20 protein-coding genes are annotated in these 21,077 nt (G+C 37.2%); 14 read left to right on the plus strand and 6 right to left on the minus strand.

Features of this window, described 5'->3' with window-relative positions:
* Positions 1-32 precede the first annotated feature (32 nt).
* The 3 genes from HHO41_RS14735 to HHO41_RS14745 all read left to right on the plus strand — a co-directional run bounded on the left by HHO41_RS14735 (position 33) and on the right by HHO41_RS14745 (position 3,763).
* Positions 33-1,466 carry an FGGY-family carbohydrate kinase gene (locus tag HHO41_RS14735; RefSeq protein ID WP_169099961.1) on the plus strand — a complete coding sequence of 478 codons (1,434 nt, stop codon included), beginning with the start codon at positions 33-35 and terminating at the stop codon, positions 1,464-1,466.
* A 111-nt stretch (positions 1,467-1,577) separates the two neighbouring features.
* Positions 1,578-3,188, plus strand: a complete 1,611-nt coding sequence (locus tag HHO41_RS14740; protein ID WP_169099964.1) for a BCCT family transporter — start codon at positions 1,578-1,580, stop codon at positions 3,186-3,188.
* A gap of 62 nt (positions 3,189-3,250) precedes the next feature.
* A complete protein-coding gene (locus HHO41_RS14745) occupies positions 3,251-3,763 on the plus strand; it encodes a DUF2179 domain-containing protein (protein ID WP_169099966.1) in 513 nt (170 codons plus the stop codon).
* On the opposite strand, the gene HHO41_RS22245 is transcribed toward HHO41_RS14745, so the two are convergent.
* Positions 3,760-4,158: a hypothetical protein gene (locus HHO41_RS22245; protein WP_211171174.1), complete on the minus strand. Its 399-nt coding sequence runs from the start codon at positions 4,156-4,158 to the stop codon at positions 3,760-3,762. The genes HHO41_RS14745 and HHO41_RS22245 overlap by 4 nt on opposite strands.
* Positions 4,159-4,579: 421 nt before the next feature.
* Complete coding sequence (locus tag HHO41_RS14755) at positions 4,580-4,801, minus strand: hypothetical protein (RefSeq protein WP_169099968.1); 222 nt, start codon at positions 4,799-4,801, stop codon at positions 4,580-4,582.
* Between the two features lie 136 nt (positions 4,802-4,937).
* Here HHO41_RS14755 and HHO41_RS14760 point away from each other — a divergent pair, with 136 nt between their 5' ends.
* The 3 genes from HHO41_RS14760 (at position 4,938) to HHO41_RS14770 (ending at position 7,634) form a co-directional block, all read left to right on the plus strand.
* Complete coding sequence (locus HHO41_RS14760; RefSeq protein ID WP_169099970.1) at positions 4,938-5,657, plus strand: VCBS repeat-containing protein; 720 nt, start codon at positions 4,938-4,940, stop codon at positions 5,655-5,657.
* A gap of 284 nt (positions 5,658-5,941) precedes the next feature.
* Positions 5,942-6,691: a DUF6904 family protein gene (locus tag HHO41_RS14765; protein WP_169099972.1), complete on the plus strand. Its 750-nt coding sequence runs from the start codon at positions 5,942-5,944 to the stop codon at positions 6,689-6,691.
* A gap of 217 nt (positions 6,692-6,908) precedes the next feature.
* Entirely contained in the window at positions 6,909-7,634 is a 726-nt protein-coding gene (locus HHO41_RS14770; RefSeq protein WP_169099974.1) for a 3-ketoacyl-ACP reductase, read from the plus strand.
* Positions 7,635-7,789: 155 nt separating this feature from the next.
* Here HHO41_RS14770 and HHO41_RS14775 read toward each other — a convergent pair whose 3' ends face one another.
* The 4 genes from HHO41_RS14775 to HHO41_RS14790 form a co-directional block, all read right to left on the minus strand.
* Entirely contained in the window at positions 7,790-8,566 is a 777-nt protein-coding gene (locus HHO41_RS14775; protein ID WP_169099976.1) for a DUF6448 family protein, read from the minus strand.
* 228 nt (positions 8,567-8,794) lie between these two features.
* Positions 8,795-10,096, minus strand: coding sequence for a HAMP domain-containing sensor histidine kinase (locus tag HHO41_RS14780; RefSeq protein WP_169099978.1), 1,302 nt, complete (start codon positions 10,094-10,096; stop codon positions 8,795-8,797).
* A gap of 146 nt (positions 10,097-10,242) precedes the next feature.
* Positions 10,243-11,022, minus strand: coding sequence for a response regulator transcription factor (locus tag HHO41_RS14785; RefSeq protein WP_169099980.1), 780 nt, complete (start codon positions 11,020-11,022; stop codon positions 10,243-10,245).
* Positions 11,023-11,173: 151 nt separating this feature from the next.
* Positions 11,174-11,884: a Crp/Fnr family transcriptional regulator gene (locus tag HHO41_RS14790; protein WP_169099982.1), complete on the minus strand. Its 711-nt coding sequence runs from the start codon at positions 11,882-11,884 to the stop codon at positions 11,174-11,176.
* A 431-nt stretch (positions 11,885-12,315) separates the two neighbouring features.
* Between HHO41_RS14790 and HHO41_RS14795 the strand changes: the two genes are divergently transcribed.
* From HHO41_RS14795 to essB, 8 genes are all read left to right on the plus strand, one after another.
* Positions 12,316-14,238: a BglG family transcription antiterminator gene (locus HHO41_RS14795; RefSeq protein WP_169099984.1), complete on the plus strand. Its 1,923-nt coding sequence runs from the start codon at positions 12,316-12,318 to the stop codon at positions 14,236-14,238.
* Positions 14,239-14,565: 327 nt separating this feature from the next.
* Positions 14,566-14,874, plus strand: coding sequence for a PTS sugar transporter subunit IIB (locus HHO41_RS14800; protein WP_169099986.1), 309 nt, complete (start codon positions 14,566-14,568; stop codon positions 14,872-14,874).
* 21 nt (positions 14,875-14,895) lie between these two features.
* Positions 14,896-16,233, plus strand: coding sequence for a PTS cellobiose transporter subunit IIC (gene celB / locus HHO41_RS14805; RefSeq protein ID WP_169099988.1), 1,338 nt, complete (start codon positions 14,896-14,898; stop codon positions 16,231-16,233).
* A gap of 313 nt (positions 16,234-16,546) precedes the next feature.
* Complete coding sequence (locus HHO41_RS14810; protein WP_282434287.1) at positions 16,547-16,882, plus strand: PTS lactose/cellobiose transporter subunit IIA; 336 nt, start codon at positions 16,547-16,549, stop codon at positions 16,880-16,882.
* Between the two features lie 211 nt (positions 16,883-17,093).
* Positions 17,094-18,584, plus strand: coding sequence for a family 1 glycosylhydrolase (locus HHO41_RS14815; protein ID WP_169099990.1), 1,491 nt, complete (start codon positions 17,094-17,096; stop codon positions 18,582-18,584).
* 489 nt (positions 18,585-19,073) lie between these two features.
* A complete protein-coding gene (locus HHO41_RS14820) occupies positions 19,074-19,370 on the plus strand; it encodes a WXG100 family type VII secretion target (protein WP_169099992.1) in 297 nt (98 codons plus the stop codon).
* A gap of 191 nt (positions 19,371-19,561) precedes the next feature.
* The gene (locus HHO41_RS14825; protein WP_169099994.1) at positions 19,562-19,813 is read left to right on the plus strand and encodes an EsaB/YukD family protein; all 252 of its coding nucleotides are present in this window, start codon (positions 19,562-19,564) and stop codon (positions 19,811-19,813) included.
* Between the two features lie 68 nt (positions 19,814-19,881).
* Positions 19,882-21,063, plus strand: coding sequence for a type VII secretion protein EssB (gene essB / locus HHO41_RS14830; protein ID WP_169099996.1), 1,182 nt, complete (start codon positions 19,882-19,884; stop codon positions 21,061-21,063).
* Positions 21,064-21,077 lie beyond the last annotated feature (14 nt).

Consider the following 21,077-nt stretch of genomic DNA (forward strand, 5'->3'; position numbering starts at 1 on the left):
ACCTTTGGATACTGCAGCTAGGAGGTTTATTCATGAGTAAAAAATATATTATTGGTGTCGACGGTGGTTCACAAAGTTCAAAGGTAGTCATTTTTGATTTGAAAGGAAATATTATTTGTGAAGGTAAAAAGGCATTGCAACCAATGAGTCTGCCAGAGCCCGGCATTGTTGAACATCCAGACGATGATTTGTGGGATTCTATTGTAGAAGCAAGTCAAATGGCAATGGATCGTTTTCCTGGAGATAAAAAAGATATCATCGGCATGGGGCTTTGTACAATCCGCTTTTGCCGAGCTTTGTTAAAAGAGGACGGAAAACTTGCACAGCCTGTTATGAGTTGGATGGATGCTCGTGTTTCAAAACCATATGAGCATACAAATCCTGACGTAAAATATGTAACTACTTCATCTGGATATCTAACACACCGATTTACGGGAAACTTTCATGATACGGCTGCCAACTATCAAGGACAGTGGCCAATCGATACTGATACATGGGAATGGAGCGAGGATGAAGAGGTTATTAAAGCATTACAGATTCCACGGGATATGCTCTTCAAACTGCAAATGCCTGGTACGATATTAGGCCACGTGACGGGAAAAGCAGCAGAGGCAACCGGTATTCCGGCAGGTATTCCTGTAGTAGCAACGGCTAACGATAAAGCAGTAGAAGCTTTAGGAGCGGGGCTATTGTCAGAGAAAACAGCGCTTATTTCACTAGGAACCTATATAGCTGCAATGGTGCCCGGTTTAGAAAATCCGAAAGGGACAACCCATTTTTGGACAAACTTTGCCTCCACGCCAAATAAATATTTATATGAAAGTAACGGGATCCGTAGAGGAATGTGGACAGTTAGCTGGTTCAAAGATTTGCTAGGTGAGGAATTTGTAGAGAGAGCAGAGCAAGATGGAATATCTGCCGAAGAAAGATTGAATCGTGAAGCATGGAATGTACCGGCAGGAAGCGACGGATTAATGACTGTGCTAGATTGGCTTGCTCCGACTGATGCGCCGTATAAAAAGGGAATCATGATTGGATTTGATGCCCGCCATACCCGTGCGCATATATACCGCTCTATTTTAGAAGCCATTGTGTTAACGATGAAAAATAAAACCGAAGCTATGTGTGCTGAGTTAAATGGCTCATTGGATAATGTTATTATTTCTGGTGGAGGCTCGAACAGTGATCTAATGATGCAAATATTTGCAGATGTGTTTGGTCTTCCAGCAACTAGAAACGTAGTAAACGGCTCAGCTAGCCTTGGTGCCGCCATTTGTACAGCTATTTCGGTAGGAGCATATGAAAGCTATGAAGAAGCAATTGAAAAAATGGTAAAGGTTAAAGACACGTTTTTACCAAATAAGGGAAATTATAAATTTTATAATGTAATGAATGAAGAAGTTTACAAACAAATTACAGTATTCACTGATGATATAATGAAAAAATCTTATCCTATTTTTAAATAGATATTTCTGTTTTTTGTAAACTAATGCAAAAACAGTGATTGCAGTGTTTTGAAAATTACTACGATCACTGTTTTTGGTCGTTGAAAAACCAAGCGAAAAGGGAGAGAAAGAATGAAAAACATTAGACCAATCGCTTTCTGGCCGCCGGTTATACTATTTGTTGCAGCATGTGTTTATAATTTTCAAAACCAAAAAGGTTTTACAAGAATGATTAATGATGCAAATTCATGGCTTATGAGTAACTTTGCATGGGCATTCAGCCTTGGTGTACTGATTATGCTAACTGTCGTTATATATTTGATGTTTTCTAAGTTTGGCGATGTTAGAATCGGTGGACGTGAAGCTGTACCGATGCTTGATGATGTCAGATATTTCTCTATTACTCTAACAAGTGTAGTGGCGATAGGAATTCTTTTTTGGGCAACTTCAGAGCCGCTCTATCATTTGACATCTCCACCTCAATCATTGAAGATTACCCCTAATAGCCCGGAAGCAGCAGTATTTTCTTTATCGACACTCTTTACCCACTGGGGATTTTTGCCACTGGCAATCTATGCTGTCCCATCTGTCATGTTTGCCTTTTCATTTTATAATATGAGAAAACCGTATACGCTTGCTTCTACATTGACACCTATCTTTGGTGACAAGGTTCTTGGAAAATGGTCACAAGTAATTGATGCAACCTGCATGTATGCCCTTATTGCAGGAATGGCTGCATCACTTGGTACCGGTGTACTCTCGATAGCCGGTGGGCTTAAATATTTAACTGGAGTTCAGACTGGTGCATTTTTGTGGGCAATGGTTGATATAGCAGTAGTCGCTACTTTCGTCATCTCATCTATAACTGGACTATTTAATGGAATAAAAAAACTGTCTGAAATCAATTTAGCTATTTTCATTTTACTAGCGGTTATTGTATTTGTTTTTGGACCTACCTTTTTTATGCTTAACCTTGGAGTAGAGGCCTTTGCCAATCATCTGGATACTTTTTTTGAAAAGGCAGCATTTACAGGCGCGGCTGCTGGAGATCCTTGGGCTGGTTCATGGACGATCTTTTATTGGTGTAATTGGCTTGCCTGGGCTCCTATTTCTGGAATGTTTCTTGGCCGGATTTCCTATGGGCACACGATTAGAAAGGCGTTATTCATTCAATTTGTGCTTCCAGCATTGTTTGAAATTATTTGGATGGTGATATTTGGCGGAGCTGCTATTAACATGCAGCTTTCTGGTGGAGGACTTATGGAGGCAATGTCTGCGGGTCCGGAATTTGCTGTCTATGCCTTGCTTGAAAAATACCCGATCGCTATATTTACAATACCTGTATTTGTTTTCTGCATGTTTCTATCATATGTTACAGGTTCTGATGCGTTTACAACTACACTTGGAGGCCTAAGCACAACGGGTATCTCACCGGATGATCCTGAACCATCGATGTTGATGAAAATTTTCTGGGGAATTGTAATTGGGACGGTCACCTGGGTGATGATTACCTCTGCTGGAGTAGACGGAATTAAGATGCTTTCGAACCTTGGGGGAGGACCTGCATTAATACTTGAGCTCCTTATTTGTGTGTCACTATTAAAGGTAGCAAGTAAACCAAAGGTATATGATTACCGGAAGCATGATTATACAGATGATGGAATACCAATTAAATCAGTAACGAAGAAGAATATCATGTCAGAAGGGACAAATGACAAGGCATCTAAACAAAAGATATCATAGTAAAATTTCTTAAATTTCTAGATAAATTTAGGTCTTTACTATTTTATTAGAAGGTGTTTTAAATGTTAAACATTCTGTTAATTTTTGCACTCCAATTACTATATGTTCCAGTGTTAACACTTCGTACGATCTTTTTAGTAAAAAATATGAGTGTAGCTGCATCGTCGTTTGGAGTATTGGAAGCATTAATCTATGTATTCGGTCTTTCATTAATTTTTTCAGGTCATCAAAGTACCGCAGAAATGGTCGTTTATGCTGTCGGTTTTGGAGTAGGATTATACATTGGTACACGGATCGAAAATAAATTAGCCATTGGCTATACTTGTGTATTTATAACATTACAAGATATGAATGAAGAACTTCTTATTTTATTAAGAGAAAGAGGATTTGGTGTTACTGTTTTTAAAGGAATGGGTAGAGATGGAAAAAGATACCGATTAGAAATACTATCCAAACGGAACAGGGAAAATGAATTGATGAAATTAATCGAAGAACATGAACAAAATGCCTTTATTATATCTTATGAACCACGAAGATTTAAAGGTGGTTTCCTTGCTAAATTCGGGAAAAATTAATCCCATAAAAACGGTACATCCCCATTGCAGGGACTAGGGGACAGGTACCATGTCCCACCTTTTAAAAAGTTAATCGTTAAGGGACAAAGGGACATCAAACTGTCCCTTTGTCCCTTAACAATTTGAAATTCTGTAGTGCCGGTCTCTCTGATTTTAAGATTTGGAGTTGGCCAAGGGGTAAGAGTTGTATAGGGAGTTTTTGGGGTAATCCGATACACTTTCATAAAGGTGCTTAAATTATTAAGATATTGGTCACCAATAAATTTTTCTGCCCAAATGGCTTCCCTTATAAGGATGGTAAATGTGTCCTTTCCTTTTTCAAGCCCCATGTTTACCAATTCAATAGGAATGTTATCATTGTTCATGGCATTTGGATCAAATCCTGCTCCCGCCAAAGCATCACGAATTTGCTTATTACACTCTGGTCAGCTGGAGTAATGATGACAGTAGAACTGTTAAAAGGATTGCCGAGTGTTCCGCCCGGTGTATTTTCCGTCCAGATATTGAAATTATTTAGTACCTTAATTCACCTTACTGTACAATAAAACCCCTTTCTTCTAATGTTGAGACAAACTTATTCACATTACCATTATCATTAGAAAAATTCATCCGTCATCGGGCTGGGATACATGTACTACATCTCCTTATCAGTGGTTGAAAGCTATGATTATAATGGTTTGAAAAGCCAGTAAATTAGTGCTTATCTCTAAAAATTAGAAGTCATTAAGGCGTAAGCAAATATGGCCATGCTGGATGTTAACAATAATTCTTACATGAGCCTTTTTTCTATAATAAATTGGGAGGTTCTTATTAATATTATAGCGGTTGTTGACCAGGACAAGGAGGATATCCATGTATATCTTGTATCGCGTACATATCATATTGCATTAAGGCGAATTGTGCTTGGTATAGGTATTTCATAACTAGAAGCTTTCCATCTGAGGTTCCGCATAAGACCCCTGAAGCTCCTGTTCCATCTATAAACGAGACTCCAATAGGCTGATTGATTAAGTATGGAATTTTCTGCAGCCAAGGCATAGCCGACACTCCCTTCACTCTAGTGTATAACCCATAGAATCTTTAAGTGCCTGTACGATTTTTGTAGGTATGAACATGTGTACAGTTTAGTGCATAGGTTATTGTATCAATGAGATCTATTTGCAGGGAGCCTAATATGAATAGATATTATTTTACTCAAAATATGAGAGTATCTGGTGTGGTTACTTCAACTACTGGCGATGTTAATGGTGACTTAATACCTGATATTGTATACGTGACCGGTTACAGAGAATCAGATGTTTCCATTATACAAAACATGGTACTAGGAATCCGAGATGGAGCCACAGGTGTCTCTATTAGTATTCCTCTGGAGAAAAATATAGGATATGCCCCCATGCTATTTTTGGGGGATTTTACCGGTGACGGGATCAAAGATATTTTAATTACCATTCCTACAGGTGGCAGTGGTGGAACGACAAACAACTATATTTATTCTTTTGTTAACAACGAACCACGTTTGTTGTTCGACTCTGAGACATTTAACCAAGCGTATCAATATGAGGTAACTTATAAGGATAATTACAAGGTTGAAGTATTTAGTAAAAGAAATAATGCAAGATATCTAATCGATCTATCACTAAGGGAGCCTGATTATTTAGATGAAAAATATGATGCAAATGGCAAATTGAAGACGCCTATCAGTGGCTGGGTTGACCCCATAAGTGGCTTATACCCAATTGATTTTGCATTTGATGGTTTGTATGATTTAATTGCGTATCAACAGATTTCTGGAACATACCATGCAGATTCTATCGGTACTATTCAGAATAGGCTAAAATGGAATGGTTTTATGTTTATACTGGACTATCAGGATTTAGCCATCTATGGCTCTTGATTACGGCCACTAGGGGACTAGGGGACAGGTACCATGTCCCAACTTTTAAAAAGTCAATATCTTTAGGACATTTCGGCTGGGACATCAACCTGTCCCTCTGTCCATCTAAGAGGTTCCTCATAATTTATGAGGGCCTTTTTCTGTTGTTTGTCAAAAATGGTAGATGAAATGTAGGGAAGCGAATTATAAAAAATACGTAACTTTCAAAGATGACTCTAACAAAGTACAATTAATATGAAGCCTTGTTCGGTACTAAAAAGAACAAAATAGAAGAGGGTTATATAATGATTCAGGTGAAAAATACACAGCATTATACTGGTGTTACCGTAAGTGGAGATTTATATGATTTTGAGGCACTTTATGATTCACTTCATGTAATTGTTGGTGATGAATGGGAGTGGGAAGAGTATGAAGGTGCAAGATTAAGGGTTCTTGGCGTTTGTTATGATATTCGCCATGCTTTAATGGGGCATCGGGATGTTATGTTTGTTGAAAATGGGCTTGATCAGGACAAAATGAAGTATTTATCAGTTGTTGCAAATGACAAAAATATATATCTAACATGTAATGTCCTTTGGCCAGAAGTTTTATTTGTACAAATAGCATTAAATGATTTTATAAGAATGTATGCAAAAAAACAAGCTAAAGGCAATTATAATGCCCTAACTGATTACCGAACTATTTGGGATTCTACAATTGCTACAGTTCGAAACTTTCAAGCTGCTATTGCCAATTGTATTAAAGAAACAATACCTGAAACTTCAATTAACCGGGTGCTCAAATTAATGAATCATGACTATTCTTGGTCTGATGATTATGCAACACAATACCTCGATGAACTAAATTGTAAATTCATTAATATGGATGTAGAGAAACGACAAAAAAGCATTACGGTCATGGCAAAGCGGATTGCAGAGAAAGGCCGTGAGTATCAAGAAGTAAAAGGAGCTGTGTTAGAGACAGCAAGAAAATATAACTGCTCCATGACAGAAATAGAGATATCAACGGAATATCCAGAAATTATCGAATGGTAAAAGGTGAATATTGGACTAGGGAATAGGTGTGAACCACAATTCCTATTGTTAGTTGTGTCTAACAATAGGGCTGTAGTTCAAACCTTTCCCCGTGTCCCTATGCAACTTTAAATCTTCATAAACGGTGGTTGTTATCAATGAGTTTACGTTCTACAGGCATAATTGCAGAAAAATTATTTCAAAATAATATAATGAAATTTAGAAGGAGTGGTTGATAATGTCACGATCGTTAAAAGGAAAAGTTGCGTTTATAACAGGTGCTGGGAAAGGAATTGGAAGGGCGGTTGCAATCGCGTTAGCAAATGAAGGTGTGAACATAGGCTTGATTGCAAGAACCCAAGCCGACTTGGAGGAAGTTGAACGTGAAGTTAAAAGCCTTGGGGTGAAATCGGCTTATGTTACAGTAGATATTTCATCACAGGAAGAAGTAGATCAATCGATTATAAAATTAACTGATATATTGGGTCCTACGGATATTCTGATTAATAATGCGGGAATTGGAAGTTTTGCCACACTTTTAGACATGGACCCGGAAGAATGGAAGAGAATCATTGATGTCAATTTAATGGGACCATATTATGTGACGCGTGCGGTTCTTCCCCAATTAATTGAAAAAAATGGTGGAGATATTATCAATATATCATCCACAAATGGCCTAAATGGCGCAGCTACATCCAGTGCATATAGTGCATCGAAATTTGGCTTGATGGGTTTAACGGAGTCATTGGCACAAGAGGTTCGGAGAAATAATATCCGCGTGACCGCTTTGACACCAAGCACTGTAGCAACTGAGCTGGCAATTAAGACTAACTTAATAGCTGAAAACAATAATGAAAAATATATGCAGCCAGAAGATATTGCTGAAGTAATCGTTAATCAATTAAAGTTGCATCCTCGCATTTATGTAAAAACAGCCAGTCTACTGGCAACAAATCCATTTTAGGTAAACAAGTAGGGACCAGGGGACAGGTACCTTGAACCTTGTCCCACCTTTTAAAAAGTTAATCGTTAAGGGATTGCAGTTGGGACATCAAACCTGTCCCTTTGTCCCAATCTCACCGTGTCCCACATTCTTGTCGTTATCATTCGGTCATTTGATTAACTGTTTTTTGAATGTTCTCTATGATAAGCGAATGCGAAGATTAGTGTTGTTACAAAAAGTACGCCTGCTGCACTCCATGGGATTAATGGCAGAGAATTTGCTTCTTTATGATCAGACGGTGCTTTCTCACTTGTAGCAGCGCTGGTATTCTGATCTTCAGTATCATGGGCATCTGTGCTAGTATGTGCACTACCCTCAGCTGTATGTCCCTCTTCTTCACCTTCAGCAAATTTGAAGAAGCTGACATAGGCTTCGATGTATTCTCGTCCTTCCTTCACATTATTGACATCAAAGTTTTTTAGAGATTGTACTTTATCAAATCGTTCCTTCAATTCAGGCAGTTTATCTTTTGGCATAAGTTTTTCTAACGGAGATAAATCTCCGACTTCAATACTCTCGTCTGCTGCCAATATCATTTCATCAATTGGAGTTCCGTGTGGTTTCACTCCCGTAAACGGTGCTCCTTCTCCAGCTCTATGAATTCTGATAAGATTTTCAAATAAGTAATTGTCGGCGAGCTCTTTTGCTTCAGGACTTAATGTTCTCACATTCATCGTAAGATTAAAGATCCTTGTTATTTCTTTCTCTTCGTCAGGCTGTATCCACTTTAAAATATAGCTTGGGTTATTTTCCTCGATTGCCTTATTTGCATCTACAACGAGAGGTCCATCCATCGTATCACAATGGGCACTTGCCAGTGTTGGCACGAAAACAACAAGGGCCAAAGCCATCAGAAGGGCCCCAATAAAACTTGTTTTTTTACTTTTTCTCATATAAATTGCCTCCTTTAAAATATAACCCAATTGGTTTGGTTGAGTTGTTTTTAGTATAGAAAGCAAATTTGAACTCCGATGGGACTATTTGTGAACTTTTTTGTTAATCCATTTTTAAACCGAAGTTTTGAAGGGTTAGAAAAATTTAAGGCTCATGAGGATGAAATTATTCGTTTCATCCTCATGAGCCAAAAGGTAACTAGGTTATTTAACATGCGACTTGTTGATCTATTTCTTTACTATTTTTAGACTGAAACTAAATGTGGATCCTTGATTTTGAATGCTTTCTACCCAGGACCTGCCATTCATCCGGTCCAAGATTTCTTTTACTAAGGATAGCCCTAATCCGGCTCCTTCTTTTGACGAAGGTCTGGCATTATCAATTTTGTAGAACCTTTTCCAAACTTTCGAAAGGTCTTCGGGAGCAATTCCAATTCCACTATCAGTTACGTGAATATGGACCTCATCACCATGTATAATGGACGAAACGGTAATTTTTCCATCTTCAGGAGTAAACTTTATCGCATTCGTGATGTAATTAATGAGAATTTGCTCAATTAAGTCTTCATCTCCCAAAACGGTAGGTAAATGTTCTGGAACATCAGCCCGTAATGATAGAAACTGATCATCTGCTAACGATTCAAGATTCATCACGGTTCGGTGGATAATGTCTGATAGTTTGCATTCTTTTTTTTCAATCTTTATTTGTCCTGATTCAATTTTTGATAATTCTAAAAGTCCCTTGACTAGTCTTTGCAGTCTCAGCGTCTCTTTAAGCGTAATCCGAAGATATCGCTCTTCCTGAATCTCGCTTTTGACAACACCGTCCAACAGTGCTTCAAGGTACCCGCGGACTGAAGTCAAAGGGGTTCGAAGTTCATGGGAGGCATTTGCAACAAATTCTCTTTGCAGCCTTTCCATCTCCGCCATTTTATTTTTCTCTTTTTCCAAATCTCGTACAGTTTTATCAAGGGTAAGCATCATTGTGTTAAATGTTCCTGCTAATATCCCTATTTCATCCGCTGAGTGGACTTGTGCTTGTTTTGTGAAATTTCCATTTATCATTTCTGAAGAGCTTTTTGTGATTTCCTTAATGGGTTTTGTAATAGATTGGGAGATAAAATAACTGACAAAGGCAGTAATAAGAATAGAAATGATTCCTGCAAAAATTACGATGTGCAAAGTTTGGGTGATACTTGCTTGAATATCTGATAGGGGATTACAGACAAATAAGGCACCGGCTACCTGACCCTCTGCATAAATGGGTAAGGCTACTGTAAGGACAGGCGAATTTAAATGCTCTACCATCCCATAATTTGTAACGATTTCCCCTTCAAGGGCTCTTTTTAGTTGATCAGACTTAGGGTATAAATGATCCTCAGTGTTTTGGCCATCTATACTGCTTATCAGCTTCTTGTCTTTATCTACTATCCACATTCTCGCACTATTTACTTTATTAAAATCATTTATTTTTTCATTGCTTATAGCGAATTTTTGATCCTTTAAATATGGAACTAAAATTTGCGCCATCTTCTTACCCTGAGAAATCATTTGCTGTTCTTTTACATTAAAATAATAGCTTTTAAAAAAAAGATAGAAAAAAAGACTGACTATGACAATACTTAGAAAGGTAACTATTACGTAGGTTTTCAGAAGCTTACTAAACAGACTTTTCTTCATAATTGTATTACCTCAAATTTATAACCTACCCCCCATACGGTCTGAAGATAGGTATAGGAAAGTATGTTCTCCAGCTTTTTCCGTAAACGTTTAATATGGGTATCAACTGTACGGGAATCACCGGGATATGCATACCCCCAAATTTTATCTAACAACTGGTCCCTGGTGAACACTCTTTCAGGATTACTGGCCAGGAACCATAATAGTTCTACTTCTTTTGGAGTACTCGTAACTTTTTTGCCTGCAACAATAATTTCGTACTTATTAAAATCAATAACTAAGTTGGGGAATTCTAATTGATTGTCCGCTTGTTCTTCTGCTTTGTATCTTCTTAAAATTGCTTTTACTCTAGCCACGATTTCACCTGGAGAGAAGGGCTTCGTGACATAGTCATCTCCACCTAAATTTAATCCAAGTATCTTATCGGATTCCTCACCTTTTGCAGATAGCATGATAATCGGAGTATTCATCGTTCGCCTGAGTTCCTTCGCTACCTGCCAGCCATCTTTAAATGGAAGCATAATATCGAGAATAATCAAATCCGGCTGAAACTGATTTGCAAGTGCCAATGCTGTTAGCCCGTCAGCAGCAGTCTGTACCTCAAAATTCTCTATTTCTAAGTACAATTTAAGCAACTCTGAAACATTTTCCTCATCATCTACCACTAAGATCCTTTTATTATTTGAGGACGATCCTCCTGCTTCCTTTTCGCCAAGATATCTGCTATTTACTTTGTTTGGGGAAATTTCTTCTAAGTGGAGTTTTGTTGCGCTCATCGTCCTTGTTCTCCTTTAGTTTTTATCACCTATGATAACGATGTTTCACTATTATTTCCTTGATGTATGTCAAGTTGTAAAAGGGACTAGGGGACAGGTACCATGTCCCACCTTTTAAAAAGTTAATCGTTAAGGGATTGAATTTGGGACATCAAACCTGTCCCTTTGTCCCTTCACGCTGTAGTTCTTCGACTTTAATCAGTAGCCTTCCATTATAGTCTCTATTAATCAATTGATTAGATTCTAGTTTGCTCATAATCCTACTAACTGTTTCACGAGTGGTTCCAATAATACTGGCTAACTCTTTATTTTGAAAGGGTGTGAGAAACAAGATGTCACCATTTGAGAGTTTTACTCCGTGTTTTTTAGCCAGTCTTAAAAGGAGTTTTATCATTTGTTCATATGTGCTGCTTAATAGGCTTTCCTGGAGGCGGCATTGCAAATCAATCATTTTTTCTCCCATAACTTTTATAAGAATCATTGCTATATTTGGATTATTTGTGATTAATTTTTCAATGTTTTGACTCGGAACATATAATAAATGAGCATCTTCTAAAACTAACGCATTGGCTGGATAACCTGTCTTGCTAAAATAATAGCCTAGGTGTGGAAACATATCCCCATCATTACAAACTCCTACAAGTTGTTCTCTACCTTGATGATCAATTCTAGTGATTTTCACCCGACCATTACATAAAAAGTATATCGAGTTGAAATGATCCCCTTGCAGAAATATATGATGATTTTTTTTGACTTTTTTGTAAGAAAAGTAGCCTGATATATCCCTTAATTCAGTTTCCTCAATGCTTTTAAACAACGGATTATGACAGAGACTTCTGTAAACCTCGTTAATTAAAACCATATTACCACTCCAACTAATTTTAATATGGAATACGTGACTCGAATCACATAATTGATAATTGTTATCATTTGCATTAATAATTGTAATCTAATTGATAATAATTATCAAATAATTATGGAGAAATATATATATGGAACAAACTTTGGTGAATTTCTAGATGAGCCGAACTTAAACAAACATGCCCTCATCTGCATAAAAAAACAAAAGAATAACATTTCTTGAAATAATATATTAAAATAGAGGTTTCTGAGGGTTTTGGGACTTGGGGACAGGTCCATTGTCCCTCCTTTTAATAAGTTTACTGCTGGGACATCAAACCTGTCCCCTTGTCCCATCCCCTTGTCCCTCTGTTTCAAGGGCAAGAAAAGTGAACAAACTAAGAATAACAAATCGATGTATGCGATTGACTCATTTAGAAAGGTGAGTAGAAAATGGTTTCGAAACGACAAAAGGACATCGTGCTGTCTTTAATGAAGGCGAAAGATCCTGTTACAGCTGAATGGATGGCAAAGGAACTTGGTGTGAGCGACAGAACTATCCGAACCGAGATCAAAGAACTTCAATCACAATGCTCTTCGTTAGGAATCATTATTGAATCGGTTCGAGGAAAAGGCTATCAATTAGAAATTATCGATTATGGGACGTTTGAAAGAGAGTTTACCGATAATGCAAATGATTCGGTAGCTGAAATTCATTCGGATTTTTCCGAACAAGAAGATCGGGTTTTATATATATTAAAACGATTTTTGCTAGAAAAGGATTTAATAAAATTAGAAAGTCTTGAGGAAGAACTTTTTATTTCCAAACCAAAGTTACAAAATGATTTAAAAGTCGTCCGGGAAATTTTGGAGAGTTATCATTTGAAGCTAGTTTCCAAGCCGCATTATGGTACATACGTCGAAGGCGATGAATATATGAGACGGCTTTGCTTTTCTAATTATATTATAAGTCGAAATAGCAATTTGAACGTTGATAGTAAGTCTTTGCAATTACTAGACAAAAATCTGTTTGAAAAGATTAAGGAAATCATCATAAAAAAAGTGAATGAATACAAATTTGAAATATCTGATATAGCACTTGAAAATTTGGCAACGCATATTACAATTGGATGCAAAAGAATTGAAGAAGGCTTTGTCATTGAAAATCTCGAACGCAATTTATCTGGGAAATACCCCTTTGAAAGTATTGTAGCTAACGAAATTGTTAAAGAAGTTGAGGAATTTACCGGACAAAGTTTCCCCGAAGCTGAGATCGATTATATTATTGTTCATTTGTTAGGGACCAAATTAATTCATAAGAATACTTTAAATGAATTTAGTAAATTTGATGAATTAGGCTCCATTATTCATTGCATGCTGGAAAAGTTGAAGACTGAATTAAATTGGGACTTTCATGAAGACTCTGAATTCATTCAAGCGCTGACTTTGCATATTCGGCCGGCAATGAATCGGTTACGCTACAATATGAACATTCGGAATCCATTATTGGATGATATTAAAAGGAAATATCCTAGTGCTTTTGAGGGTGCTGCGATTGCGAGCAGATGCATTGGCGAATATTTGGGAGTTGAGGTAGGAGAACACGAGATTGCCTATATTGCCTTACATATTGGCGTGGCTTTAGAAAGAATGAAGACGATACAGAAAGAGGCAAAACGGGTCATTATCGTGTGTGCTTCAGGAGTTGGCAGTGCAAGGCTACTATTTTATCGTTTGAAAAATGAGTTTAAGGATGAAATTGATATTGTCGCAACAACTAATTATTATCAATTAAATGATTATGACTTATCCTCAATCGATTTTATTATTAGTACGATTCCGTTAAAAGAAGATTTAGGTGTTCCGGTGCAAGTCGTTAATACCTTTTTAGGTGAAGGAGATATTGCTAATATCCGGGGCGGATTATCGTCTGTAAATGGGTGTGAGGAACAGAACTATTTAGATGAGTCCAGAGTTTTTATTCATAAAAATTTTGAAGATAAAGAGAGCGTCATCCGGTTTATGTGTGAAGAGTTATATAAACAAAAGCTCGTCTCCAAAGATTATGTTAATTCGGTATTTGAAAGGGAGGCGCTTGCTCCAACCAGCTTTGGGAATCTTGTCGCCATCCCACACTCACTTATACCGGAAACAGAAGAAACCTTTTGGACTGTGTGCACATTAAAAAAGCCCGTCGAGTGGGCGGACAAAAATAAGGTTCAATTTATTTGTTTGTTAAATGTTAGAAAAGAACCTGGTGGTGACTTGGAAAGAATGTATCGAAGGCTCATTGCGATAATTGAAAACAGCGCAACGGTCCAGAAAATACTAAAGTGTGAATCAGCTGAAGAACTGGTAACACTTTTAAATGGATAATAGAAACGAAATGAAATTTGATTCGTAAAATCAAACGATTACAATTATATAGAAATTGTACGGGGGTATTCCAAACGGGATACTCCTTTTTAGGTTAGGAGAATATGTTTGAGGGGATAATATTGACATGGCAAAAAGGGTTATATATAGTGTTCAGCTTTTTTCCGTTACGTAACGGAAAAATCCTTTCTGTAAAATGAAACGCTTTCAAAATAAACTATAAACAGAAAGTAATTAAAGCAAGTTGTCAATTAAAGCAGTTATGATAATTGGCTACTGATTTTTTAAAAAATAACAACTTTTATAGTTAATAGGAGGAATAGATCAATGAATATTTTGTTATGTTGTGCAGCTGGGATGAGTACAAGCTTGTTGGTGACTAAAATGGAAAAGGCAGCACAAGAACAAGGTTTAGAAGGGAAAATCTGGGCTGTTCCAGCCAATCAGGTCAATCTACACATTGATAACGCCGATGTCCTTCTCTTAGGACCGCAAGTTCGCTTTCTTCTTCCAAAGATGAAAACCTTAGGTGAAGAAAAAGGTATTCCTGTTGAAGCGATCAATCCAGCTCACTACGGTATGTGTAATGGTGCAGAGGTATTAAAAACAGCAATAAACCTAGTAAATAACAAATAATATAAGAGGGGAAATAACAAAATGAGTAAATTCAACAGCTTTCTAGAAGAGAAAGTAATGCCTGTTGCAGCAAAGGTTGGCGCGCAAAGACACTTATTGGCTCTTCGTGATGGTCTCATTGCGACTATGCCATTCATTGTCATTGGGTCACTGTTTCTAATCATTGCTAACTTTCCAATTCCAGGTTATGCCGATTGGATGACTTCTATTTTCGGACCTACATGGGCTGCAAAATTATCGTATCCAGTTGATGCAACTTTCAATATCATGTCAATTATTGCAGCATTTGCGGTGGCTTATAGATTAGCAGAAAGCTATAAGCTTGATGCGATGAGTGCTGGTACCATATCAGTCGCTGCTTTCTTTTTAACCATTCCATTTAGTTTCCAATTCACTCCAGCTGGAGCAACAGAAGGAGTATTGGTAACTGCAGCAATTTCTAAAGCTTTCTTAAGCAGTAAAGGTTTGTTTGTTGCCTTACTATTTGCGATTTTATCAACTGAAATTTATCGTTGGGTCGTTAAAAAAGATATCGTTATTAAAATGCCAGCAGGCGTACCGCCAAGTGTTGGTAAATCATTTGCAGCTTTAATTCCAGGACTTTTTGTTCTTCTTACAGTTTGGGTAATCCGTTTACTTGTTGAGTTTACGCCATATGTAAGTATCAATGGCTTAGTTACAACTCTTTTAGGTGATCCACTAAAAATGGTAGGTCTAACACTAGGTGGAACCATTGTTGCTGAATTATTCGTAACTGTTCTATGGTCTACTGGATTACATGGTACAAACATCGTTAAAAGTGTAATGGAACCAATTTGGTTCGGTGCGATGGGTGATAATATGACAGCCTATCAAGCTGGTGAACCGTTACCACACATCGTTACTCAACAATTCTGGGATAATTTCATCCACATCGGTGGAACAGGCGTAACATTTGGATTAGTTCTTTCCATGATATTGTTTGCGAAATCTCAACAAATGAAAAATCTTGGCCGTTTGGCACTTGGACCTGGTATCTTTAATATTAATGAGCCATTAATCTTTGGTATGCCAATCGTGTTAAATCCATTGTTAATCATTCCATTCGTTCTTACTTCAATCGTTACTGTTATTGTAACTTTCATTGGAATGGATATGGGATTAGTAGCTAAACCAGTAGGTATTGCAGTACCTTGGACAATGCCTCCGATTATCTCTGGATATCTTGCAAGTGGCGGACATGTTTCAGGGGCCATCATGAATGTGGTCAATATTGCTATCTCATTCCTAATCTATACTCCTTTCTTTAAAATGTATGATAACGCGAAGAAGAAAGAAGAAGATGCAATGAACACAACTGAAAAAGAGAATATCGCTTAATTAAGATACTGACGGGCATTAGTTTGGCTGATGCCCGTCATTTGCATTTGACTGTGTTAAAACGTATTGTTGATTTTCTGCAAGTTGATTGGAGCGGAAGGCACGAAGACTCCTGCGGGAGTAGCTGGTATGGGAGACCCCGCAGGCGCGAATGCGCCGAGGAGGCTCCCAACTAGCCCTGCGGAAAGCGAAGTGCCTGCAGCGGAAATCAACATTCATGTTTTATGTAATCTTATTTTATAATGTAAATGACCAAATGAGCAGGAAAGGGAACTGTCCCCTTCCTAGTAAATTATATGAAAGGCTGTTAAACATGAATAAATCAGTTATGAATAAAGAAGAACTTTACAGTCTTGCATTTCAACTTATCCTCCATGCTGGAAATGCAAGAAGCTTTGCGATGGAAGCGATGCAAGTTGCTAAAGAAGGAAATTTTGATGAAGCGGAAGCGAAACTAACCGAAGCAGATTCCGCCTTCAACGAAGCACATCATGTTCAAACTGATTTAATCCAAAAAGAAGCAGGCGGATCGGAATACGATATCCCTCTTATTATGATTCATGCACAAGACCATTTGATGACGGCATTGACTCTTAAAGAGTTGGCCAGAGAAATCATCGATTTGCATAAACTTATCAAAAAGGATTAATCCAAAAATCAGCTTCGAGCAGGACTAAAAAAGTTAAACATTGTTGTAAAACCTTGCGAAACGCATGGTTGAGAGACGCTTTCGACTTTCAACCGTTGTAATTGAAAATACTAGTCATTATTTAAAGCCCAATTTAATCTGGGCTTTTTTTAAATCAAACTTATTTCTCATTCTAATTCTTACAATATATTTAGAAAGGAAATGAAAATAAATGAAGAAAACATTCCCGGAAAATTTTTTATGGGGTGGAGCAACCGCTGCAAACCAATATGAAGGTGGATACAATCAAGGCGGAAGAGGTCTAGCGACAAGCGACTTTATTACAAATGGTACTGCAGACCGTCCAAGAAAAATTACCATCAAGCTAAATGATGGCCAAAAAACGATCGTAAATCGACGCCCAACTGGTGACCCTAAATTAGATACGATACCAGAAGGGGCAGCTGGATATATTGATGAAAATGTTTATTATCCAAGCCATAAAGCGGTTGATTTTTTCCACCAGTATAAAGAAGATATTGCGCTTTTTGGAGAAATGGGTTTTAAGTGTTTCCGATTATCGCTTAGTTGGTCTCGTATCTTCCCAAAAGGTGGAGTTGAAGGGGAACTGCCAAATGAGGAAGGGTTAAAATTTTACGAGGATGTTTTTAAAGAGTGTAAAAAATACAATATCGAGCCATTAGTGACTCTCTATCATTTTGAAACGCCTGCTTATTTGGCGGAACATTATAATGGGTGGGGCGGTCGTGAGACCATTGATTGTTTTTTAAGAATGTGCAAAGAGGCTTTTACAAGATATAAAGATTTGGTCAAGTATTGGATCACTATTAATGAAATTAATGTGTTAAATGGTTACGCCTTTATGGGAACTAGGGAGGCTACGGCACAGGCGCGTTATCAAGCAAAGCATCATATGTTTGTTGCGAGCGCCCTCGCTAACAAGCTTTGTCATGAGATTATTCCAGAAGCTAAGATTGGCTGTATGGTTGCCTTAAGCTGTATTTACCCGAAAGATTGTAAGCCAGAAAATGTATTTGGAGCCTTGGACTATCGAAGAGGAGCTTTGATTTATTCAGATATTATGATGAGGGGATATTACCCATCCTACGCCGACCATTTCTTTGAACAGATGGGCGTAACGATAAAAAAAGAACTAGGGGATGACGAAATCATCAAGGCGTATCCTTCTGACTTTTTATCATTTAGTTATTACCGTAGTAGTGTATACCATACAGAAATCGTTCAGAATACCGATACAGGCGGACAAATGGGGGATGTAAATCCATTTGTAGAAAAAACAGAGTGGGGTTGGGCGATTGACCCTGTTGGGTTAAGGTACACCCTATCTGAACTTTATGATCGTTATCAAAAACCACTCTTTATCGTTGAAAATGGAATGGGAACCATTGATAAACAGGACGAAAACGGCTATGTTGAGGATGATTATCGAATCCAATATTTCCGAGATCATATTGAAGAAATGAAAAAAGCGGTTACTTTAGACGGTGTTGACCTGATGGGTTATACACCGTGGGGATGTATTGATCTAGTTTCAGCAGGAACTGGAGAGATGAAAAAACGCTATGGTTTTATTTATGTAGACATGGATGATGAAGGAAATGGAACATTAAAAAGATCAAAGAAAAAATCATTTGATTGGTACAAGAAAGTGATTGCAACCAATGGTGAAGACCTTAGTTAAAGATTAACCGTCTGCGATTTTGTGAAGCTATAAAAATATTCTACACTAACAAATCACATTAGGGGAAAAGAAGACTACAATTCTTGAATTTCAAGAATGTAGTCTTTTTTTGTTCTATATAAATAAAAAATAAAAATGGTAAGAAAGACCTAAAAACGGTCGTGAAACCATTTTTTATTAATACAATGTATAACTTATAAAATGCGGTTTCATTATGTTTGGAATTAAAAATATAGAACATTTTCCCTGTGTCTGATATTAACATGAATGCAATTATTGGGTACAAAGCACTAGACGAAATTCGATTTATAATATGGGGCAATTTGACGAAATTAGACACAAATGGTAAAAAGTAATATAGGAAAAATAATCCAAATATTTCGAGTATTCTCGGAACGGAAGAATAAACATGGTTTATCATAATAATATTATATGATAAAAAATTTCCATATTAATATGGACAAACACGTATAAAGGAGATGGAGAAGAGTGTCAGGACAAATTCGTATGACTCCAGAGGATTTAAAAGCAAAAGCAACCCGCTATGAAAACGGGGCGCAACAAATTGAGGCAATTTTAAAGGATCTTACAAATTTACAAACAGAGCTTTCCGGAGAATGGGAAGGACAAGCTTTTAGAAAATTTGACGAACAATTTCAACAGTTATCACCAAAGGTTCAAAACTTTGCTCAATTAATGCATGATATCAACACTCAATTAAATAAAACAGCTGATGCGGTTGCAGAGCACGATGAAGCTTTATCCCGTAACTTTGGTCTTATTTAACCAATTGTAAGCTTGAGTTAATTCAAACAAAGAGGATTGAGTCTTCTAAAGTCTAGGTCAAAGGCCACGCGACAAAGGGTTGTGTGGCTTTTGGTCATGAAGAAATTTATTAGCTCAGGCCTAGTTATAACAGTTACCTGTGTCGGAATTTACCTTATGTTAAAAAAATGGCTTGGATAAGGAGTAGGATCATGCCAAAGGATACACATATTAACGTAACCGTTGACTTTCGTGAGTGGGGTAAAGGGAGCTATGACTTGCGAATCCCTGTTCATCAACCTGTTAAACAACTTCTGCGAAACCTAGTTGAAGCCTTGAATCTTGAAATGACGAAAGAAGATTTGTTTACGATAAAAATTCCAGCAAAGGGAATTTTGCTTACGGATGATGACCGACTAATAGATTATCCGGTAGCAAACGGTGATGTTTTACTAGTTTTATAGAAGAAAGGGTCACTTCTCCCCTCCCTTTCCAAAAGTAAGAGCGTAACACGAAAAAGGAGTCGAAAGACATGAAGGAAACAACGCTAAATATGGAGTCATTAAACCTCCAATTTTTAATTTATGAGGACCTATGGCAGTTGAAATTGCCAAAATCACAAACCCACGTGAATGATATACAGCATTTGTCGATGATGAATGGTGCCTCAGATTTATTTTTACCGGCAGTTATTGAAGAGGAAGAGGACCTAGTTACCTTTTCGTTTTTGATCAATCAAAGAGCGAAAACATGGGAAGAAGTACGCAAACTAAATCGAAGTGATAAGCTTCGTTTGTTGTGTAATGTTGCCCGCTTCAAAAAATGCCTTTCCTCACGTATTACTTTCTTCTTACATCCGGATAATTTGGTATTTGATGATAATCTTATGCCGAAGCTGGCATATCGCGGAATCCGAGATTTAGTTCCCCCTTATGAGGTGAATGAAGCAAAATTTCTTCTTCAATATAAATGCTTAATTATTGCATTATTTTCAAAAAAATATAGCTTTGAAGAACTTTATTACGGTTCATTAGCTAATGTCAAAGAAAGCGATTTTGAGCGAAAAATTGTTACGATTGAGGACTTTGATGCTTTGTTTAACTTTTTACAAACAAGTTATCTGAAAGAGGTTACCGAGCATGAAAAAACGATGCAAGTTGTACCTAAAAAACGATTCCGGCTTTTTAAGGGAATAGCATTCTCGATGATAACTCTATCCATTCTTCTAGCTATCCCATTAATCTATTTCGGATTTGTTAAACTTCCATCTCAAGGACATCTACTCGAGGCTAATCATGCCTTTTTATCAAACGATTACGGGAATGTGATAAAAGAGTTGGAAGGACAAAATCTGGAAAAGCTCCCGAAAGATAGCAAGTATATGCTGGCTGTTTCTTACATACAAAAGGAAAAACTTTCAAAAGACCAAAAGGAAGCATTCCTAAAAAATGTTGATTTGAAAAGCAACACAAATTATTTATTATATTGGATTTACAACGGCAGGGGTGAGTTAGATCAGTCGATGGACCTCGCCAAATTTCTGGATGATCCCAATTTGATCATACACGGACTGATTAAACAAATGGATCAGGTGAAAAAAGATCCGGAATTAAAAGGTACGGAACGTGAAGAAAAAATGGATAATTACATGGATCAATATGAGAAATACAAAGAGAAGTACGGACTAGACGATAACACTATAAAACCAGAATAACAGTAGGGATATTG

It is taken from the genome of Bacillus sp. DNRA2, from assembly GCF_012843265.1.
GTDB lineage: Bacteria > Bacillota > Bacilli > Bacillales > Cytobacillaceae > Bacillus_BU.